Annotated in this window: 16 protein-coding genes and 1 tRNA gene; 4 read left to right on the top strand and 13 right to left on the bottom strand. The window is 40.5% G+C overall.

Annotation, left to right across the window (positions count from 1 at the left end):
- Nucleotides 1–91: 91 nt before the first annotated feature.
- Both AC07UV_RS13265 and AC07UV_RS13260 read right to left on the bottom strand, forming a co-directional pair.
- Nucleotides 92–1,762 carry a PspC domain-containing protein gene (locus AC07UV_RS13265; protein ID WP_495184103.1) on the bottom strand — a complete coding sequence of 557 codons (1,671 nt, stop codon included), beginning with the start codon at nucleotides 1,760–1,762 and terminating at the stop codon, nucleotides 92–94.
- The gene (locus AC07UV_RS13260; RefSeq protein WP_282251640.1) at nucleotides 1,755–2,126 is read right to left on the bottom strand and encodes a PadR family transcriptional regulator; all 372 of its coding nucleotides are present in this window, start codon (nucleotides 2,124–2,126) and stop codon (nucleotides 1,755–1,757) included. The genes AC07UV_RS13265 and AC07UV_RS13260 overlap by 8 nt, the downstream gene beginning before the upstream one ends.
- A 266-nt stretch (nucleotides 2,127–2,392) precedes the next feature.
- On the opposite strand from AC07UV_RS13260, the gene AC07UV_RS13255 reads away from it, so the two are divergent.
- Entirely contained in the window at nucleotides 2,393–2,665 is a 273-nt protein-coding gene (locus tag AC07UV_RS13255; protein ID WP_495184102.1) for a VanZ family protein, read from the top strand.
- An 83-nt stretch (nucleotides 2,666–2,748) separates the two neighbouring features.
- On the opposite strand, the gene AC07UV_RS13250 is transcribed toward AC07UV_RS13255, so the two are convergent.
- The 6 genes from AC07UV_RS13250 to AC07UV_RS13225 all read right to left on the bottom strand — a co-directional run bounded on the left by AC07UV_RS13250 (nucleotide 2,749) and on the right by AC07UV_RS13225 (nucleotide 9,742).
- A complete protein-coding gene (locus AC07UV_RS13250) occupies nucleotides 2,749–3,483 on the bottom strand; it encodes a ComF family protein (RefSeq protein WP_495184101.1) in 735 nt (244 codons plus the stop codon).
- Between the two features lie 9 nt (nucleotides 3,484–3,492).
- Complete coding sequence (rlmN, locus tag AC07UV_RS13245) at nucleotides 3,493–4,563, bottom strand: dual-specificity RNA methyltransferase RlmN (protein ID WP_495184100.1); 1,071 nt, start codon at nucleotides 4,561–4,563, stop codon at nucleotides 3,493–3,495.
- Between the two features lie 105 nt (nucleotides 4,564–4,668).
- Entirely contained in the window at nucleotides 4,669–5,250 is a 582-nt protein-coding gene (locus AC07UV_RS13240) for a MiaE family protein (protein ID WP_120260452.1), read from the bottom strand.
- A 72-nt stretch (nucleotides 5,251–5,322) separates the two neighbouring features.
- Nucleotides 5,323–6,363, bottom strand: coding sequence for an Atu2307/SP_0267 family LLM class monooxygenase (locus AC07UV_RS13235; protein WP_495184099.1), 1,041 nt, complete (start codon nucleotides 6,361–6,363; stop codon nucleotides 5,323–5,325).
- Nucleotides 6,364–6,439: 76 nt separating this feature from the next.
- Complete coding sequence (locus AC07UV_RS13230; protein ID WP_495184098.1) at nucleotides 6,440–7,108, bottom strand: AcvB/VirJ family lysyl-phosphatidylglycerol hydrolase; 669 nt, start codon at nucleotides 7,106–7,108, stop codon at nucleotides 6,440–6,442.
- Between the two features lie 39 nt (nucleotides 7,109–7,147).
- Nucleotides 7,148–9,742 carry a phosphatidylglycerol lysyltransferase domain-containing protein gene (locus AC07UV_RS13225; RefSeq protein ID WP_495184097.1) on the bottom strand — a complete coding sequence of 865 codons (2,595 nt, stop codon included), beginning with the start codon at nucleotides 9,740–9,742 and terminating at the stop codon, nucleotides 7,148–7,150.
- A gap of 122 nt (nucleotides 9,743–9,864) precedes the next feature.
- On the opposite strand from AC07UV_RS13225, the gene AC07UV_RS13220 reads away from it, so the two are divergent.
- Entirely contained in the window at nucleotides 9,865–11,103 is a 1,239-nt protein-coding gene (locus AC07UV_RS13220) for a glycosyltransferase (RefSeq protein ID WP_495184096.1), read from the top strand.
- On the opposite strand, the gene AC07UV_RS13215 is transcribed toward AC07UV_RS13220, so the two are convergent.
- Nucleotides 11,104–12,213, bottom strand: coding sequence for an MBL fold metallo-hydrolase (locus tag AC07UV_RS13215; protein WP_495184095.1), 1,110 nt, complete (start codon nucleotides 12,211–12,213; stop codon nucleotides 11,104–11,106).
- Between the two features lies 1 nt (nucleotide 12,214).
- Nucleotides 12,215–12,751 (bottom strand): dCTP deaminase, encoded by a 537-nt coding sequence (dcd, locus tag AC07UV_RS13210; protein WP_120260458.1) that lies wholly within the window; start codon nucleotides 12,749–12,751, stop codon nucleotides 12,215–12,217.
- 310 nt (nucleotides 12,752–13,061) lie between these two features.
- Between dcd and AC07UV_RS13205 the strand changes: the two genes are divergently transcribed.
- Both AC07UV_RS13205 and AC07UV_RS13200 read left to right on the top strand, forming a co-directional pair.
- Entirely contained in the window at nucleotides 13,062–13,703 is a 642-nt protein-coding gene (locus AC07UV_RS13205; protein ID WP_495184094.1) for a 4'-phosphopantetheinyl transferase family protein, read from the top strand.
- Between the two features lie 111 nt (nucleotides 13,704–13,814).
- Nucleotides 13,815–13,886, top strand: a tRNA-Glu gene (locus AC07UV_RS13200).
- 251 nt (nucleotides 13,887–14,137) lie between these two features.
- Here the strand turns inward: AC07UV_RS13200 and AC07UV_RS13195 are convergent.
- From AC07UV_RS13195 to AC07UV_RS13185, 3 genes are read right to left on the bottom strand one after another with little or no spacing between them, the layout of a single operon-like run.
- The gene (locus tag AC07UV_RS13195) at nucleotides 14,138–15,478 is read right to left on the bottom strand and encodes a BT_3987 domain-containing protein (protein WP_495184093.1); all 1,341 of its coding nucleotides are present in this window, start codon (nucleotides 15,476–15,478) and stop codon (nucleotides 14,138–14,140) included.
- Between the two features lie 25 nt (nucleotides 15,479–15,503).
- Complete coding sequence (locus AC07UV_RS13190; RefSeq protein WP_495184092.1) at nucleotides 15,504–17,345, bottom strand: RagB/SusD family nutrient uptake outer membrane protein; 1,842 nt, start codon at nucleotides 17,343–17,345, stop codon at nucleotides 15,504–15,506.
- An 8-nt stretch (nucleotides 17,346–17,353) separates the two neighbouring features.
- A complete protein-coding gene (locus AC07UV_RS13185) occupies nucleotides 17,354–20,653 on the bottom strand; it encodes a TonB-dependent receptor (protein WP_495184091.1) in 3,300 nt (1,099 codons plus the stop codon).
- Nucleotides 20,654–20,789 lie beyond the last annotated feature (136 nt).

Below are 20,789 nucleotides of genomic sequence, written 5' to 3'. Positions count from 1 at the left end.
TGCAGATTCAATAAGCTCATAAGGGTTTCATAATGGTATTGGCTTGTATAATTTGTCTTCCACTCCATAGGAGCGGAAGACTTCTAAAGATTTATTTCTTTTTTATCTGAACAGACACTCCATCTTTTTTCGCATTGATGATCGTATCCCTTCGGATTACAATGGATGTATCAGCAATAACAATATGGTTGCTATCCGAATCATCAGTTTCCTCTTCTGCAGATTCCTTTTCTGGCAAAGCACATTTTACACCAAGCGAGGTCACCACAAATTCGACATCTCTTACATCCCTTAAATCTTTATTGTATCGGTCGCGGCAGTCGTAAAATGAGATGTCACGTAACTTATCCTCCAGGTTATCATTGATCACCAGTTTGGTACCTACGGGCAAAAACAATGTAACATTTACCTCTTGGTCCCGATAACGCTCACCCTCAGTCAACTGGAATGCATTATCAAAAATCAGTGCAGTTGAATCTTGTTTAAGGACATAATTGATTTTGGCAGCCCTGTCGGTAGCCACTTTATAGGTATTTCCTTTAGCAGAATATTCATAGCGTATATAAGGTTCCTGTAATGAATCTATACGTTCGATCCGGATCCGGATATCACGTTTCAGATAGGACGAAAAGTTATCGCTTTTTATGCCGACACCGCTTTTAACACCATTTTTTAAACGGATTACCCGAATATCATTTTCACTTAAAAAATACACGGATTGCTTTTGCAAAGGCTTTTCTTCGACAATGGTACTTGATTCTCTAAATTCTTTTGCTATCGAAGTTGAATAGTAGATAATCGCTCCTATCGATGCCAACCACGCTACGAAGAGCGTTGTTGTCAGATAATTATTCATCGGCTTCTTTTCAAAAAGAACACGTAGAAGTAAGTAAAATAATCCCGCAAGAGGAATGAATATAGACAAAAAACCAGCTATCAAAGCAAAAGGCACATCGTTAGGCTCCATTAAATAGAATGGTCCAGAGTCGTCCATTACATCAGGGATCACGTTTACAATAGCTAATGCAAAGAATATTAATCCGATAATCAATCCAATGAGTGTTGCCCCAACAAGGATGACAAAAAAGACACCAATGGCTTTTACAATGATTTGCAATAGTTTTGTCACCCCATCTCCTGTCCGATCCAATCCGCGTGAAAACGTATCCCGCACACCGCTCATTTCCTCGTCAAAAGAACGTTTAAAATTCTGGATATTCGGCGCTTCGCCCCGCATCTCCATTTTATCAGCCCTGGTCATAGCAGGTGGCATTACAATCCAAAGAATGACATAGACCAACAGCCCCGATCCTCCGATGATGACAAACAGTGCAAAAAGTAGTCTAACCCATTTGGCCTCAATCCCAAAAAAGTGACCTAGACCGCTACAGACACCACTGAAAACTCGATCATCGGGATCACGCATCAGCTTTTTGCCGACCTTAAAACCATCGGAATTCGTCTCGCGGCGAAAAGAAGCGTAGTCGTCCTGATCCTCCGATTCGAAATCACTCACCCTGCCCATCTGATCAATAACGGCATTTACATCTTCCATATTGAGGACCTCTTTACTTCCTGCCTGGATCTTCTCTGTAAACATCTCAGAAATACGGTTCTCAATATCCTCTAAAATCTCGCGGCTATCCTCCGATTGACCAAAATGCTTCTGTATATCAATCATGTACGACCGCAGTACCTCATAGGCATCCTCCTCAATATGGAAGACGATGCTATTTATATTGATAATTATTGTCTTATTCATCGCTATTGTCTTTAACTGGTTTAGTTGAATCATTGTTTCTACCTACCAATGATGTGTTTACAGCAAACACCAATTCATTCCAGGTAACATCCAATCTTGCAAGGACATCGAGCCCTTCTTGGGTAATTTCATAATATTTTCTAGGCGGACCTGAAGTCGATTCCTTCCATATATAACTCAACAAGCCATTATTTTTTAGACGTGTTAAAAGCGGATATAAGGTTCCTTCCACAACCAACAATTGGGCTTTCTTCAGTTCGCTGATAATATCGGAGGCATAAATTTCTCCTCGAGAAATTATGGATAGGATACAATATTCAAGTATCCCCTTCCTCATTTGGATTTGTGTATTTTCAGCTATCATAACAATACAAAGATATATGTATTTTATGGTACCATGCAATACATAGTACCATATAAAACAAAACAATTACAATAATCAACTGATTATCAGTATAATAATTTTTTAAAATTATTTAAATTTCATTTCTATCAGGAAATTTTTGGATATTTATCCCCATGATTAAAATCCTACTAGACTATAAATGGTGTTTTATTTGGGCCATCATAGTTATTGTTTTGTGTACGCTTCCCGGAAATAATTTTGATGCAGTGCCTAGCTATCCTGGCATGGATAAACTCGTTCATGCGGGTATGTTTTTCGTTTTCTGCACTCTCTTGTATAACGGTGTTATACAGCAATTTAGAGGAAAACCAACACGTTGGCTCCCTATTTTCATTGTATCATTCCTAGGCTTTTCATTTGCCGGATTGACCGAATTACTTCAGCTTTATATTTCTACTTACCGTAGTGGTGATTGGTGGGATTTATTTGCTGACTCTGTAGGTATTGGTATGGCGGGGTTTGCCTATCTATTGAACTACGTAAACAGAAGAGTGTAGAAGATCTTCTTCATGTACTCAGATCTATTTAATACTTTGAGCGCTTGGATCAACTATCGCTTCATCATGGGCTGTCAATACAACTATTGGGCACGAGCCAAAGTTGCGACAGACACTTTACATCCTAACGATTCCTGTAGCGTAAGTGCAGCCGAAACGATTGTCGCACCGGTTGTTAGAACGTCATCAACAAGTAAAACATGTTCTCCCAGCGGTTGTGAAAGCTGTCTACAGACAAATACATCTTCTACATTTTCATAACGTGATAGACGGTCTTTACCTGTTTGTGTCATTGTCGCCCGTTGACGTTTCAGTACATCATCCCGTAAAGGAATATTCATTGCCCGAGATAGGCCTTGCCCAAAATATGCTGATTGATTATATCCTCTTTTCCTGAGTTTACTCGCATGTAAAGGAATTGGAACAATCGCTGATAAACCGCGGTATCGTTCCGATTCAAGCAGTTTGAGACCATACTGATAACCAAGATATTCAGCCAAAAAGGGTTGATTATTGTATTTAATCTGGTAAATTAAATGCTCCACACGGCTCCCCTTTTGTAGGAGCATAAAAGAACAGGCCTCTTCGATAGGGACTTTCCCCCAAAGTTGCCTGGCAGTATCGTTATCCGAGTAAGTATGAAAATCGGTATAAGGCAAATGGAAATCACAGGCAATACAGATATATTTTTCCTGATATTTAAGCGCACAACCGCAACACGCACATTCCTTGGGAAAGAATATGGCGGCAAAATCACCCAGAATATTTCGTAGATCAAATTGCATACAGGTAACTCCCTCAGTTAAAGATACCAACAATCTTGTAAACTATGCCTCTGAAGTCTCCTTATCCTTGTCTTTTATTGCCAATTGTCCGCAAGCGGCATCAATATCTTTTCCTCGGCTTCTTCTTACGTTCGTAATGATTCCTTGGCTTTTGAGGTAGTTGGCAAATACATCGATCTTATCAGCTTCCGCATTCAGGAAGTCGGCGAGAGCAATTGGGTTGTACTCAATCAAATTTACTTTACAAGGCACATGCTTACAGAATCTAGCAAGTTCTTTTGCGTCCTCCAATTCGTCATTGAAATTATTGAAAACAATGTATTCAAATGTTATTGGGCTCTTCGTCTTCGCATAAAAGTATTTCAGTGCTTCCGCCAATGCAGCTAAGGAATTCTGCTCATTGATCGGCATAATCTCATTCCGTTTTTTATCATTGGCTGCATGTAACGAAAGAGCCAGATTAAAACGCACCTGATCATCACCCAACTTTTTGATCATTTTCGCAATACCGGCTGTAGATACAGTGATTCGTTTAGCAGCCATATTAAGACCATCTGCAGCTGTGATACGTTCAACGGACTTCATCATATTGGCATAGTTCAACAGCGGTTCGCCCATACCCATATAGACAATATTCGTCAGCGGCTGATTGTAATTTTCTTCAGCTTGTTTACTGATTAGTACAACTTGATCATAAATTTCATCCGCATTAAGATTACGTTTTCGATCCATATAACCCGTCGCACAGAATTTACAGGTCAGACTACAACCGACCTGCGAGCTAACACAGGCTGTCATACGTTCGGGTGCAGGAATAAGTACACCTTCTATGATATTGCCATCATAAAGTCTAAAACTGCTTTTTATCGTTTTGTCTGAACTGATTTGCGACTCCTTAACTTTGACAGCATTAATTGTAAAATTTTCTTTCAGCTTTTCGCGTAGGGGCTTGCTCAAATTACTCATTTGATCAAAATCTACACAGGATTTTTCCCATAGCCACTCGTAAATCTGCTTTGCACGAAAGCCTTGCTCACCCAACGCGGTCAGTTGATCTTTGATCTGACTCAAAGACAAACTCCTGATATCTATTATTTTACTTTTTTCAATCACGGTACAAAGATAAGAATAATTAAGTGACAAAAAATCCCGTTCTAAAGAAAATAGAACGGGACAACTGTTATGTATGTGTTTTAAAATAGGTAGATTCGCTATCCTTTAGCCATGTATGGCCTCTTTATTTCCGTAAGACTGGATCAGTTTACCCTCAAAATCCAACCATTCTTTCCAACGTTTGTCTACGTCGACATCCACGGAATATTTCCTTGCAAAATTCAGGAATGTGGTATAATGATTTGCTTCGGACACCATCAGATCGTAATAAAATTGCGCTAGATCTTTATCTTGAATATTTTGTGATAAAACCCTAAACCGCTCACAACTACGCGCTTCAATCATAGCAGCAAATAGTAGTCTGTCTATAAAAGCCATATTCCGGCTGCCATCTTTTTTGGAGAATTTCATCAGTTGACCGACATAGTCATCTTTCCGTTCACGCCCCAATGTGTAGCCCCGTTCTTTGATAATGTCAATAACCATTTTGAAATGCTCCATTTCTTCAATAGCTATAGCTGTCAATTCATGAACCAAATCCTCATGCTCTGAGTTGTTTGTGATCAAGGATATTGCATTTGAAGCGGCTTTCTGTTCACACCAAGCATGATCTGTCAGAATCTCCTCCAAATTTCCTTCAGCGATATTTGCCCATCGCGGATCTGTCAACAACTTAAGTCCAAGCATTCTACTATCTAAAATAATTTACTGACAAAGGTAGGTAATATCTCTGCTTAAAAAAAATGATAATACGCTCTTTTAGCTATCTTTATTAAGTACCGACCTAATTTTAGGTGCGATTTTTTCGCCATAGATCTCAATAGACCGCAACATTTCTTTATGTCCGGGTGCGCCAACGTCCATATGTGCTGAGAAACGGGTCAATCCAAATTTCTCATGGATCTCCAAAATTTTATCAACTGCATATTCTGCATCGCCAACGATAAGATGCCCCCGAGACGATCTGCCAAAGTCATATTGTGTCTTTTGATAGGGTGGCCATCCGCGACTTGCTCCGATCCGATTCATCTGTGCCGAGTAGATCGGATAATAATAATCCGCAATCTGCGCACTGTTATCACCAAAAAAGGCATGCATGTGAACACCAACTTGAAATTTTGACATATCATGTCCATTATCTTCATAAGCTTGGCGATACATTTCAAACAAATGGTCGAAACTTTCATACATCCCCCCAATAATTGCGAACATGACAGGCAAACCCAATTTTCCGGCACGGATAACAGATGAAGTGGTACCCCCTACTGCAACCCAGATTGGCAAAGATCCATTCTTTGGTCGCGGAAAAATTTCCTGATTGATCAAAGGAGCTCTAAAATTTCCACGCCAAGTCACTGGATTCTGTTTATTCAACCGTAGTAGTAGTTCCAGTTTCTCCTCAAACAAATCCGCATAATCCTTCAAATCATATCCAAATAGCGGAAATGACTCAATAAACGAGCCCCTACCTGCCATAAGCTCTGCCCGACCGTCGGACAACAGATCGACCGCTGCAAAATCTTGAAACAATTTGACCGGGTCAGCCGAGCTCAATACCGAAACAGCACTACCCAACTGGATGTTTTGGGTAACTGTGGAAGCCGCCGCCAGTATAATTTCGGGCGCAGCGACAGCATAATCTTCCCGATGGTGCTCGCCGATACCAAAGAAATCCAACCCAACCTGATCCATCAGTTTGATTTCTTCAATAATTTCTTTCATTCTATCCTGTGCAGCCTGGATCTGACCTGTAGTGGGATCTATCCTCGAGTCACCAAACATTCCTATTCCTAATTCCATGTGTCTTCTCTATTTAAAAACTAATTCAAAAATAGTGGGTCTTTTTATCAATTTATTTGATCTAGGATAAGAAATACTAAAAAAGAGACAGGGTTGTCTTAACCACTTTATCTGCATTGCCACTAAAATGGTGTCCACCTGAAAGATATTTCTTGTTAAAGTTTTTCAATCGAATCTTTTCTACCGGAAATTCGGCCTCATCATCTCCCAAAACAATGCTCGTTTTAATCCCCTCTATCCGATTAATCTCGGCAACAACGTCAAGGCTACGTTTGGTACTACTCCGCCCTAAGATGTCGGTGATATGAATCTCTAAATCTGTGGATACTGAGGGCTCCAACAGTACGATGCTTCGCACATTTTTCTTTACCAAGGGATCAATACGGTTTATGATAAAAGGTACTGCATCTGCTCCAAAAGAATATCCCACAATAAAAAGCTGCTGGTTCTGTCTTGCCAAAATAAGGTTTTTGAGCGTATTCGAGATATCCGCGGCGATATCCTTGGCGGTCTTTTTCTTCCAAAAATAGCTCTTGGAGTCAATAGCAGCCACTGCGTAACCCGCATCAGCAATCAGCTGACATATTTTATTTGAAAAAGAATTGAATCCACCATCCCCACTCAAGTAAAGTACCAGAGGTAATACTGATTTATTATTCCAATATTTCATTTCGATCAAACGTTGTTGGGCGAGTGCATGAAATCCCATGCAACCGATGATAAATAAAACGGTCAACTTCTTCATAGGATCAGTAATGCTTGCTTAATAAGGCTCCAAAGTATATTAATCATTAGGTTTCATCACCTTAACTAATGCAACAGGGAGCTGTATCAGATCAAAATCATTATCAAAGATAAGATATTTGTTTTCCCAAAAGGTCGCATACTTCTCTTTAAAATCGCGCAGACTATGATAATGTTTGAAGTTTCCCAAGCGGGTGGAAGCAAATTTCATAATCTTTTCTGCCGGACTATCCGTTGTTTCCAACCCAGTCATGGGAACCATTCCCATATTCAAATAGCTATAATTCTGAGCTTTTGCATAGCTGATCATCTCAACTATTAGTGCATCCATACTACCGCCCGGTGCTTCCAGCGACTTTCGGGTCATATCATAAGTACATTCATCCTTGGCATAATCAGGAATAATATTCAGGAAGGCCACGATTTTGTCACCATCATTTTTAAGAACAATAATATCCTGCTCAACGAGGGTTTCGGCGCTGAACATTCCCTGGGAAAAGACCATTTCTTTTTTATCAAATTCCCTCAGCCATTCATCAGAAATGGCCTTAAGCTCTTCCAAGGTCTCTAGTTGCTGCGGCGCTTTCAATACTGCTGTGGTAAACCCTTTTTTCTGAATTGCATTAAGTCCATTACGCAGTGATTTACGATCTTTTCCTTCCAGTGTAAATGCCGCTAATTCCAAAACAGCCTCTTGACCGATTGTTATCTTCTGTTTTCGAAGCGACGAGAAATGAACCAAACTATTTTCATCAACCCGATAGTAAATCGCTTTTAACCCATTTGCATAACAATACCGGTCAAACTCTTCAACCAGTTCTTCTTTATCTCCTTGTTCACAGACTGGTTCGTCCAATACTATGGCAAACTCATTTGCTAGTCGATAAGCTGTAAAACCCTCTGAAACCTCAGAGAAAAAAAGATATTTGTCCTTCCCCAATTTGAAAAAATCCATAGGTGACTGCCCAAATTCGTCCAACAGCTGCTGCGCCCGTTCTAGTTCAGACTTACTCGAATCCTCGTCGGTAATCAAACGCGGGCGGGCGAGCGCATAGATGAGTAGAAACCAACAAAAAATCCCCAAAACTTGCGTAATCCGCAGGAATTCCTGCCCGAAATTGGTATGTGGCATCAAATCATCATCAGCGAATAACAAAAAACTTCTTATGGTATGGTAAATGGACTGCCGCCAAGTAAACTCAATACCAAAATGCTGTTCATCAATAAAGTAAAAGCTTAATATTTCAAATAAACAGCCCCCAATCAATCCGACAGCAAAGGTTACGAATCCGATCCTTACCCAGCGAATATTACTTTTAATCCGATACTGCTTATAACTAATCCCCAAAAAGATAAGAGTCAACAGGGCTACTGATGCTTCCTCATAGTCCAATGCTTTAAACACATGTCCAAATAAAGAAAGCGCACTGAACACAACAGCTATCCAAAATGCCACACGAAAGCCTTTGATCAAATAGGCCGAGGTAACCAACAAACCTACTCCCAAAACGAATACCATAAACTTTGATGCATGGATAGCTTCGAGAGGTAAATAAAACCGGTCTAGCTTCATGCGATCTGCCAATGGTGGCGTCAGTACCGAAACAATGTTGACCATACCCAAAAAGAAGATCAGCAAGGCTGGTCCTACACGCGCTAAAAGCTGCCTACCGCGCCAAGCAAAAGCGATTAATCCTAACAATAGCGGCAGCCAGAATTCGAATACCCGATAAAGAATGGTTATGCCCAAACCTTCGGCTTGACCGTAACCGTATGCTTTGAAGATATATAACATGGTTAGTTCCACCGCCCCCAATCCTCGCAAAAAAGGGGATACAATCATCAAAACTACCGAAACCGTGTAGGCGATAGCTGCCGCCTCAAAGGAGTGATCCAAACCCAAAGCATACATACTGACAAAAGCATGGGCTATCCCACAGCACTCCACAACGATTGAAGCCAATACCGTCCCTAGGAGATATTTCATCTTCACTTCTCCAGAAAATATCTCGTCTATATTGGAGGCTACTGCTGGAAATTTTAATTCCACCCATCGATAGATCCCTCTATGCGTACGAAAAGACCATACCAGCCAGAATACAACAGCCAAAAGAACACCCAAAATCAGTAATGAAATCCATGCATCCCCAAAATTTTTATTGTCCCAAATGGTATATAATATTACGGGTACACCGATCAGAAAAACGGTTAACAATCCTACATAACCATAGAGAGCGCCAGCCTGATGAATCTGTGTCGTATTCAGATTCCTCTTCCGTAACTGAGTAGTCGTATAAGCAAGTGAGCTTATACCGCCCGCAGGGAGGAATACGCTGAGCAGGTTTCTTTTTAAGAAGAGACCTATAGCGATTTTCAAACTGATCGAAAGACCAATGGCTTTGAAACTTTGCACATACATCAGACCTTGCAATAGGACATAAAGCAGAGTTATACCAATGCCGACCGAAACCCAAGTCAGGTCTGCCGCCTTTAACTGCGGAATAATGGCGGCCAGCTCTTTCCGTTCATTTCTAAAAAAAACAAAGGCTAACAGAATGACCAAAACGGCTATTAGCTCCTTCCAATAGGTTTTTGGCGAAAAATGTCGAATGCGTTGAACAATAGTTTTGCCCATATTATCGTTTATTGTATAATAACCATCCCGTATTATAAACACGAAATAAAGCTAATCGTTTGAAAATGATAAATTGTTAAGTTTTCATCAATTCTTTTGACATTAATCTGTAATTTTCGCCCATGAAAGAGAAAAGGGTTTTGTTTATCGGACTGGTATGGCCAGAGCCAACATCCTCAGCTGCCGGTTTTCGGATGATGCAACTGATCGAGACATTCCTGGATCGTTCTTATCAAATTACATTTGCTTCCGCAGCAGCGAAGTCGCCCTATAGTGCAGCATTAAAACCTTTAGGTGTTGACGAACAGTCCATTGTATTAAACTCTGACAGTTTTGACGGATTTATTGCAGAGCTGCAGCCTGATATCGTTGTCTTTGACCGCTTTATGGTGGAGGAACAATATGGTTGGCGGGTGGCCCAACAATGTCCTGATGCTCTTCGGGTGCTCGACACCGAGGATCTCCATTTCTTAAGACAGGCACGACAAACCTGTATTAAAAACAAGGACGATTTTTCTTTCGAGGAATTATTTACCGACACAGCAAAAAGAGAAATTGCTTCGATATTACGATGCGATTTATCATTGATTATTTCGGAGTCCGAAATGAAAATTCTAACGGAAGTATTCCGCATTTCACCCGATATTCTCTATTATCTCCCTTTTCTTGAAAATGAGATTACTGCTACCGATATTAATGCCTGGAAACCATTTGAAGAGCGAAAAGACCTACTATTTATTGGTAATTTCATCCATGAGCCGAACTGGCATACCGTGCAATATCTAAAGACAACGATTTGGCCAATTCTTCGGAAAATGCTTCCGAAAGTAGAATTACATATCTATGGGGCCTATCCTACCCAAAAAGTACTTCAGCTGCATAATCCCAGGGAGAATTTTCATATCAAGGGACGGGCTGATTCTGCAAAGCTCACCATGTCCAATTACAGACTATTGGTTGCGCCGATACAATTTGGCGCTGGTGTAAAAGGCAAATTTATCGATGCCATGCAAACGGGGACTCCCTCCATCACAACTTCCATTGGTGCCGAGGCGATGAGAGGTAACCTAAGCTGGAATGGCTTTATTGAAGATGATCCTGAGAAATTCTGTCAAAAAACAGTGGAACTTTATAACGATAAGATCACCTGGAAAACAGCACAGACTAATGGCATTCGTATTATCAACGAGCGTTATGAAAAACGAAAATATCAAGCAGATTTCATGACCAATCTATCTTTACTTAAAGTACAATTGGATAAACATCGGCAGCAGAATTTTATTAGCCAGATACTCTTGCATCACACTGTACAGAGCACAAAATATATGTCGTTGTGGATTGCTGAAAAGAACAAGCAATAATTAATTAACCTCCCGCCACCAAGGGGAATATACGGTATCCAATTTATTCAGATGAACCAGTTCTCCTATCTTTGGGGTAATAAGTTTACTATGTTCCTTTTGAGCAGTTTCATAAAACTTTTCCATTGGCTCTTTCCATCCGTGCATGGCCAAAGCAAATTTTGAAGAGTGGACAGGCAGTGTGACTTTAGCTTGTAGATCTTTGGTTTCAAGGCCCCATTCTTCGGGTAAAGAGTGAATATAATGCCAAGCATCATTATACTGCCCATTTTCTAAAATAGCCAGGTCAAATGGACCAAACCGTTCACCGATTGTCTTAAAATGTTTTCCATAACCACTATCGCCTCCTAAAAATAAATTATATTTTGAAGTCTTCAAGACGAAGGAAGTCCAAAGGGTATTGTTTCTCGTGATCCTACGTCCGGAAAAATGTCTAGCGGGCGTAAAAGTTACCTGAAAATCAGGCACAAGATTTATCTGATCATACCAATCGCCTTCGACAATTTGTTCTGCTTTATAACCCCAGGATTCCAAATGCGCTCCTACCCCCAAACCACAGATGACCTTACCTACCTTCTCACGCAGTTTGATTATGGTCTCATAATCAAGATGATCATAATGATCATGGGAAATAAATAGGTAATCTATTTTGGGGAGGTCTGCTGCTGTATAATCCACTGCGATTTTAAACGCTTTGTTACTCCCCGGAACGGGCGAGGCATTTTCGCTGAATACAGGGTCTACAAGCAACAATTTACCATCAATCTTCAGGAGATAAGATGAGTGGCCAAACCACACCAGAATATCTTGTGACGGCAGGTTTTTTAGATCACATTTCATGGCCGGTAATGCACCCAATGGCTTAAGCCCCGGCTTTTTATTAAAAAGAAAATCCCACATTAAAGAGACGATGTTTACATCACTCTTCAAGGAAGGTGTCACCTCAAGATTATGAAATACACCATTTCTGAAATTAGGGGATTGCTTCATCCGCTCTAATCGCGCACCTTTAAAGCTTCCGCCAAACATAGGATGGACAAAATAATAGAGCAACCCACTGACTAAGACAATCAATAGCATCCCTAAAATAATCCACCCAATGTTTTTCATTTTAAAAACTATTCTTCCACATCATGGATTCGACAGGACGGATAGTCTTGCCATTATATTTTGCATTACCCTTTGTATTATAAAAAGTCTCTATCTCGCCTTCTACAGCAAAATAAATCAATTGACCGATTGGCATACCTGCATAGACTCTCACGGGTTGTGCAACAGATATCTCCAATGTCCATGTATTGCAAAAGCCCACATCACCTTTACCTGCTGTCGCATGGATGTCAATTCCCAAACGACCAGTACTCGATTTTCCTTCTAAAAAAGGAACATGTTTGTGCGTTTCTGTATATTCCTGAGTGACACCTAAATAAAGGGTATTAGGTTCCAATACAAAACCCTCCTCTGGAATTTCAAAATGATTAATTTCATTGTGTTTTTTGGCATCCAAAACGCGATCTGCGTAAGTTGCTAAATATTTACCCAAATGCACATCGTAGGAATTTGTTCCTAAGCACTTACGATCAAATGGTTGAATGACAATGCTGCCATTTTCAATCTCTTCAAGAATTCTTTTATCCGATAAAATCATGTGTATCAAGATAGCAAGAGCATCAGGCCATGCTATATAAATTCAAAAATACGGTTCTCACACAAATTTTTACGCTATTTTTTATTTAAAGTGTTCGTTTTTGTTAATAATTCGCTCTGTCGGGTGCGGATCAGCCTCATTTGATCATTCAAAGACGAGCGGCAGCCCGCTTTTCAAATGCTATCAACGCTAATCTCAGCAATCCACTCAAATTGATTTTGTCCTCTTCTTTTCAGACATGCTAATCAACATTTCAAATCGCTCGGCATTGAGTGTGCGATAATTTGCGATTTGTTTTTTAAATTTGGGTATGAGTCTAGTGTATTTACGTGAAATAGATAGCCAAACCAAATTTGCCATTTGGCGGATTGAAGAATCGGATGATGATTTATTGTCCAAACTTCAGTTGGATGAGCGTGAGAAGGCCAAATTAGGTTCTTTTAATAAAGGGAAGCGGCGCTTACATTGGCTTGCTACACGTGTGTTGTTGCGGACTTTACTAAATACTTCACGTTATATTGACTGCCCTTCTGATGCTAACGGAAAACCTTACCTTGCCAATTTCCCGCAGAAGATATCACTTTCGCACTCTTTTGACTATGCCGCAGCAATGATAAGTACCGAAGGAGAAGTAGGGATAGATATGGAAATTATCAAGACGAAAGTTGAACGGATCCAGCATAAGTTTCTCAAACCCGTTGAACTTGCTTTTATTTCACAGGGTGATACACGATACGAGCAGTTGTATGCCTGTTGGTGTGCCAAAGAGGCAATCTATAAACTTCAGGGGAATTCAGGGGTCTCTTTCTTAAACAACATGACCATACAACCCTTCGAATACCAAAAACAAGGTGTCTTGAAACTCGAACTGGACAGCAACCATATCCACCAGACTTTTGAGGTGCATTATGAAAAATTCAATGAATATATGCTGGCATATGCTGTTGGATAAGGTCGCTTAAAAAAATAATTTTTCTCAATTTCAGCGAATTAGCATTGTAAGCGCACTTTTTTTTTGTGCTTATTGAAAAAGCTTCTATATTTGCAGCATCACAAAGGAAATGGCCCGTTCGTCTAGGGGTTAGGACGCAAGATTTTCATTCTTGAAACAGGGGTTCGATTCCCCTACGGGCTACAAAAAAACAAAAATCCTGCAAACAAAATTTGCAGGATTTTTTGTTTTTACAACCTATAATCAGTAGTAACTCGAGCTTTATCATATACATCCAACAAAAAAGGCTATAATTATTAGTGTTAAACAAATAAGCTAATTTATATCTCGCGGAACAATAGCACAGCACAGAGTATATTAAGAGATAAAAAAGCCACTCCAAATATGAAGCGGCTATTATTTACCCTAGATAATAAAACAAATACCATATATCACTACAGCCCCTTTACATATACTTCGGCGATGGCAGATGAAGGTGGACGGTTACTCTCAGTAACAATACATTTCAAATAACGTGCTTTCGTCGTCGGAATATTGGTCATCAGTGTATGTTTTGGATTATTTGTACCGAAATCAACTTTACCTACCGGAATATAGGTTTTATTATCAGTGCTAGCCTCAAATAATACGGTTTTCAGATCATTGTTTGCTCGTCTTATGAGCTCAATCGCCATCATTTCGTACTCTTTACCCAAATCGATGATTAAGAAATGAGGTAATGGTGGTTCTCCCCCCATCCATACGTTATGCCAAAAGGTCTCCGTTTTACCATCCAAAACATTCTCCTTTTCACCGCCACCGATCCATTCGGATGAAGCCTGAATAACCTTCCATCCTGTACGGGCGATATCTGGCGGTTGAAATGAAACGGGTATCAATATGGTTGACGCTTCTGGATTAATACTATTTTTTGAAACAGATTTGATCCGTAAAGGCAAGGCATATTCTCCAAATAAATTTGTGGTTCCACTAACAAGCCCCTTTTTGATGATCGTAAAATCAAAGGTCGCCTTATTTTTCTTAGCATTGACTTTATAGGGCATATCCGACAATTGATATGCCGTCTTCGGGAGTAATTTCAGTTTCTTATCATCAGAAACTGTTCCGTTATAAGTATCCAAAATCTGTGGATCGATTTCAACGTCATATGCAAGATCCCATTGATTAGGATAATTTGTTATAACCGAGGCCTGCCCCTTTATTTGTTCTGATCCCGTTGGTGTCAATTTAATCTGCTCAAGTTGCAAACCCGGTGAAGCGAATGCTAAAAAAGGATCTTTAACATTGGGAATAAGCAAAGTTGCAGCCATCTCTGGTTTCAAGGAACGTAATATGCCCCCCTCAGCTTCAATTCGGCAAGGAAGGACATACATTTCCTTATACTTCCCCTGTAATAATTTTATCCGTTCACTATCAAACACTATTGCTATATCATGTAAATAATCTTTCTTTTCAAAAGTCAAAGCTACTTTGTCAATTTTATAACAGTCCGCAGGAAGTAGCCTATAATTTGTCCCTTCTCGAGCATTATAATCAGCCAGATATGCTTCATCAATCTTAAAGTTCACCCTCGCTTCCTTCTGCCCAATTCCAGCTTTAACGACGGTCACATTGTAATCAAACTTCCCCCAATCAAATACGGTTATTTTATTCTCTTTATAATCTCGGATATAAATGGTATCGTCTACCATATTATTCATCCGGTCGTCCTTCTGACAGCCATTAATTAGGAATAGAGTCAATAGGCAAACACAATAGGATATATAATTTCTCATCTTCTTCAGTATTAGTAAATTTGCACTACCATCCATAGTTCTGTGTAATGTTGACCATCTCGCTCAATTGCTTTTGATGTATCGGAAAAAAATAATGCTTTGGCTGAAAAACTCGTCTTCCAGGAAAAACATCTTTCGTTCTTTCCCATGAGGCTTCATACGTTTTGGCGGCAACATTGCGCGTGTAATAAGGTTCGTTCATTTCCTGCTCTGCGATCATCCAAGTTCTTAGATCCGGATAGCGATGCCCCTCAAAAGCCATTTCTACCATCCGTTCTTTGCGGAGCAATACCCGAAGCAACTCCTTATTTCCTAATACTTCAGGATAAGCGACCTCCATTTTATTCAATCCACTACGTTCACGCACGAGATTGACATAGCGCAATGCTTCCACTTCATCCCGGTTTGGTTTTTCATTACATGCTTCCGCATAATTGAGGTATATCTCAGCAAGGCGATAATAGGGCCAAGCAAACTGCCCCCAGTTTCCCGACTCGATATCATTTGTCGGGTCACTCATTCTTCGCCAAAGGTACCCAGATTTTACACAGTCACCTGTTGTGGTATAGGTTGATGTTCCGCCATCAAAAAATGTAACCTTCTTCATGCCATGTAATGTATTGATCCAGTACATTCCATTAGCCAAAATAGAGGCGTAGAAGCGGGCATCACGTCCCACACAACTGTTATGAGCTTTGAAGTTCCCAAAATTGTCCAATGGGTGAACATAGTTATCCGTAAATCCTGTTTCTTGATACCCTGATTTTTCATCAATAATTGGTTGGCCATTGGTACTATACCCTGTTACCGGATATCGTCCAGAACTTGCCATGGGATAACCATCTACCAATTTCAATGATGGCGCATATCCGCCCCAGCCCGTTGTCACTACCCGAGGCGGAGCTGTACGGACATTATAATTAAAACCATCGTCTGACCAGCGGCCCCAAATAATTTCTGAATTCCATTTTTCGAAATAAATACCCATATAAGACTTTATAGCTCGACGGAAGGAATTTGTCTCTTTATTGTCCTGATACAGTGCATACAGATTTAAATCAATCACATCTTTGGCCGCTTTGGCCGCCAGCTCCCATTTAGTGAGATCGGTAGTCTGAGGAAACAAGAATTCTCCGCTTTTATTCTTCATTCCAACATATAATTTTGCGCCATTGAATAGGGGACGTGCCATATACAATAACAGTTCCGATTTTGCAGCCATAACGGCACCTTTTGTCAAGCGACCATACCATGCCTGATCTGTAATCTCCCGCGGCAACACCGCTGTTGACTTATCAAATTCCGAGAGAATAAAATCTACATTGGCTTGCAAAGTCATTCGATCCACTGACCTAGCGTCGATCTTATCATCAGCAGCTCGATCACCCCAAATATATACTGGTCCATAGCGTCTTAACAGCAAGTAATAAAAATACGCGCGTAAGAATCTCGCTTCTGCCTTCATAATACTTTTGGTTGATTCATCTAATTCCAGATTTTTATCAATATTATTGATAAAAACGGTCGCTTGGTTGATTCCTTGATAATTATGTACCCAAGTCGCATATTCATCCGTGGTAACACCCCATCCTCCATTAGCGAAGTTGAGCCAAGGCACCCAAGCCACCCAAGAAAATAGTGCTTCATCACTCAGCGGGACATTCCCCCCCTCACTATTAAACATATCATGCTCAACGGGTAGATAACCATATACCTGAGCTAGATATCTCTCGGTTGTAATACGCTTCATAAACGTCTCATCGAGGGTTTTTTGATTGGCCAGATCGACATCTAAATACTTGCTGCATGCCCCAAAGAAAAATGGCACCAAAAGACAAGACAGGAGGTAAATATATTTTTTCATCATTTTTTCAGTTAAAATATCACACTTAGACCAATATTAAACACACGCATTTGCGGGTAGCTGCTTCCCGACACTGTTTCCAGTTCAGGATCCCATAACTTGAATTTACTGAATGTAAAGACATTCACTCCTTGTGCATACAAACGCAGGGAAGATAACTTCCATTTTTCAATCCATTGTTTGGGCAATGTATAGCCAAACTCCAAATTCTTTAAGCGGATAAAACTCATGTCCCGCTGCCACCATGTTGATGCTTGGGAATTATTTGCAATGTTAAGCGACAGACGTGGGTAGAGCGCATTTGGATTGGGATTATCAGCACTCCAGCGGTTATCCGCGACATCTGCATAAATTTGTCCCGAATTCCAGATATTGCCCGTCTGTCCGTACAAAGGTCCTCCCGCAATAATCCGGGTGATATCCCCCACACCGTGAAAAAATGCTGCGATATCGAATCCTTTCCAAGATACACTCGTTCCGAAACCATACGTCAACTGCGGCATATCGGTATCACCGATAGCGACCATATCTTCAGAAGATATCTGCCCATCGCCGTTGATATCTCTGTACTTCAAATCTCCTGGATGAGGCCCGTCACCATATTTTTGTACTGGACTATGTGCGATTTCCTCCTCCGACTGAAACAAACCCATCGCGATTAGACCACGTTGCTGTCCCCAACGTTGTCCTATATCCGATTGGTAGGCCCATATCGGGGTGGGTTTATCATCAAAGATTTTTTTGTTGCGATTATAAGTGATATTACCCCGAACCTGAAGGCCGAAATCTCCTTGATGATGGTTAAATTCCAAAGAACCTTCTACCCCTTTATTCTCCATCTTACCGATATTTACTAACGGCTTTATATTAACTCCGACGATAGATGGAACACTTTCTTGTGGAATATAAATCCCTTCACGTTTCTCGGCAAAATAATCCGCCTGAATCGTCAACTTATTGAACATGGTTAATTCCACGCCGATATTGCGCTTCAAAGCACTTTCCCAGGCGACCAAAGGATTTCCTGGATAACCTGTTGCAATTCCGGTCAGTATTTTCTTCCCTGCTAAACCAAATGTATATCCACCACGATCTTCCATCTCCGAGTTATAGGCAAATCGGCGGCGCCCATCAATCTTATCACTACCGATCTTACCAATGGATCCCCGTATCTTCAGGAAATTTATCACAGGCAATAACGGTTTAAAGAACGATTCATTACTCAACACGTAGCCCATCGCCAAAGACGGAAAGAATCCGAAACGCTTTTTGGGTGCAAAATTTTCCGATCCATTATAGCCAAAGTTTCCCTCGATAAAATAGCGGTCCTGATATGAATAAGTTAGGCGGGAGGCAATCCCAGTATTACGATAAGGAAGCGCTGCAATGTAATTTTTACTTGGAAAATTATTCGTTCGCTCGCGCATAGAAAATAAGAATAGCCCACCTAAACGATGTTTGTCAGCGAACAGCCGATCATACATCAGAGAACTTTCAAAGTTAATCGCCCGTTCGCCAGAATGAAAGTCTTCCAGTTCGAAATAGTCGCTTCCAGCACCGTTATCTATCAAAATAAGATTTCCATCACTGTCCCGTGCATTCTTCTTGTCTACATAATAGGTGACTGGATTCTTCCGCCTATCTAAAGATGTAGAGTTCTTCGCATCCCAAGAAAATTTGACATTGGCTCTTAATCCCGGTGTTATTAATTCAGAGAAATCCTGCGTTATTCCAACCAAGGACTGTGCATTATTCCAAAAATCTTTCGAATACCCTGTTGTATTTAGAAAATAATAGGGACTCATTGCATAGGCTCCTGTCGAAAATTGCGTTGGAGTGGCCACGGGGGTGGTATGCAGGATGATATCATACATGGTTCCTAAATCCACTCCCAAACGATTCTTTGTTTCAAACTGATTGGAAAGATTTAAATTAACTTCGGTCGAAGGTGAAAGCCGAATGTCTACATTTGACCGGAAATTGATTCGGTCGAAATTCACAGAAGGATCATAGTTGGATGTCTTTCGAGGTTGAAAAATCCCATTTTCTTTCATATAGGAACCCGACACATAATACTTAATAAAATCTCCACCTCCAGTTACATTCATGTTGAGCCTGCCATTGGACGTTCTTTTCTTAAATATTTCCTGCATCCAATCCACATTAGGGTATACATCCGGATCTAACTTATTTATATGCTTGTTGATTTCCTCTGGCGATAGTGGTGCCACACCAGATTGTTCATAATTAAGATCGTGATAATAGTCCAACCATTGTGCAGCATTGGCCAGTTTTGGTAGTCTTATGGGTTCCAACATACCACGTTCTACACGTGCATTGATTGTCGGTTTGGCGCTTTTCTTCCCTCTTTTCGTGGTGATTATCACAATGCCATTGGCACCTCTTACCCCATATACCGCTGTCGCAGTCGCATCTTTTAAGACAGAAAAAGACTCCACATCCTCAGGATCAACTAAATCCATGGGACGTTCGATTCCATCGACCAAGATCAATGGGCTGTTACTTCCAGCGAAACTACTGACTCCCCGTATCCAAAATGATGTCGCCGATCCAGGTTCACCGGAGCCTTGTACAGTAACGACTCCCGCCATTTGTCCAGCCAATGAACTACTGATTTTCGCAACGGGGCTTTTTAACTGTTGAGGTGAGACACTACTAATAGCACCTATTACACTGATTTTACGCTGTTTTCCGTAAGCAACTACAACAGCTTCCTCTAGATCACTCACCGCAGCTTCCAATGTTGCATTTACTTGATTTGAGTTTCCGATAGGCTGTTCGATAGACTGATACCCCACCAAGGAAAATACAAGTGTCTTGTGCTGATCTTCCACTTCCAAGCTATATCGTCCCTGTGCATCGGTCTTTGTTGCTACACTTGTCCCTTTAACCGCAACGGTGACGCTCTCCAATGCATTCCCCTTTGCATCTGAAACGACCCCGGTAATCTTTTTTTTCTGTACCCGAGCGACACTTTGCGACTGTTTAGACGATGTAGGTTTTGCCACGATCAATACCGTATTCAAATTTAGCTCATAAGCGAGATTTCTTTCGGTCAAAAACTCTTGCAGGACCTCCTTAAAGTTTCTATTTTTTGCTTTAATGGTCACCCGCTTCTGTTTATCGATTAATTTATTATTGTACAAAAATTCGTACCCCGTTTGTTTTTGAATCTCATCCAGGACATCCACCAAATGTCCGTTTTTTATATCCAAGGTTACTTGTTGACCAAAGCTAGCTGCATGGACATGCACCAGGGAGATGATGAGGATTAGTATACATACTTTCATCCTGATAAATGCTTTTACAAAGAATTTTTGTTTAAAAAAGCAACTTTTGCTATTCCTTTTATACATTTGTATAAGTTTGGTGTTAAATGGTTTATAACTCAATTAGGTCTATTTAATTGCTAAGCATCGATCGGGA

This window comes from Sphingobacterium sp. GW821-FHT03E03 (genome assembly GCF_059420745.1).
Note: the sequence above shows the minus strand (reverse complement) of the source record. Positions and strands in the feature narration are given on the sequence as shown.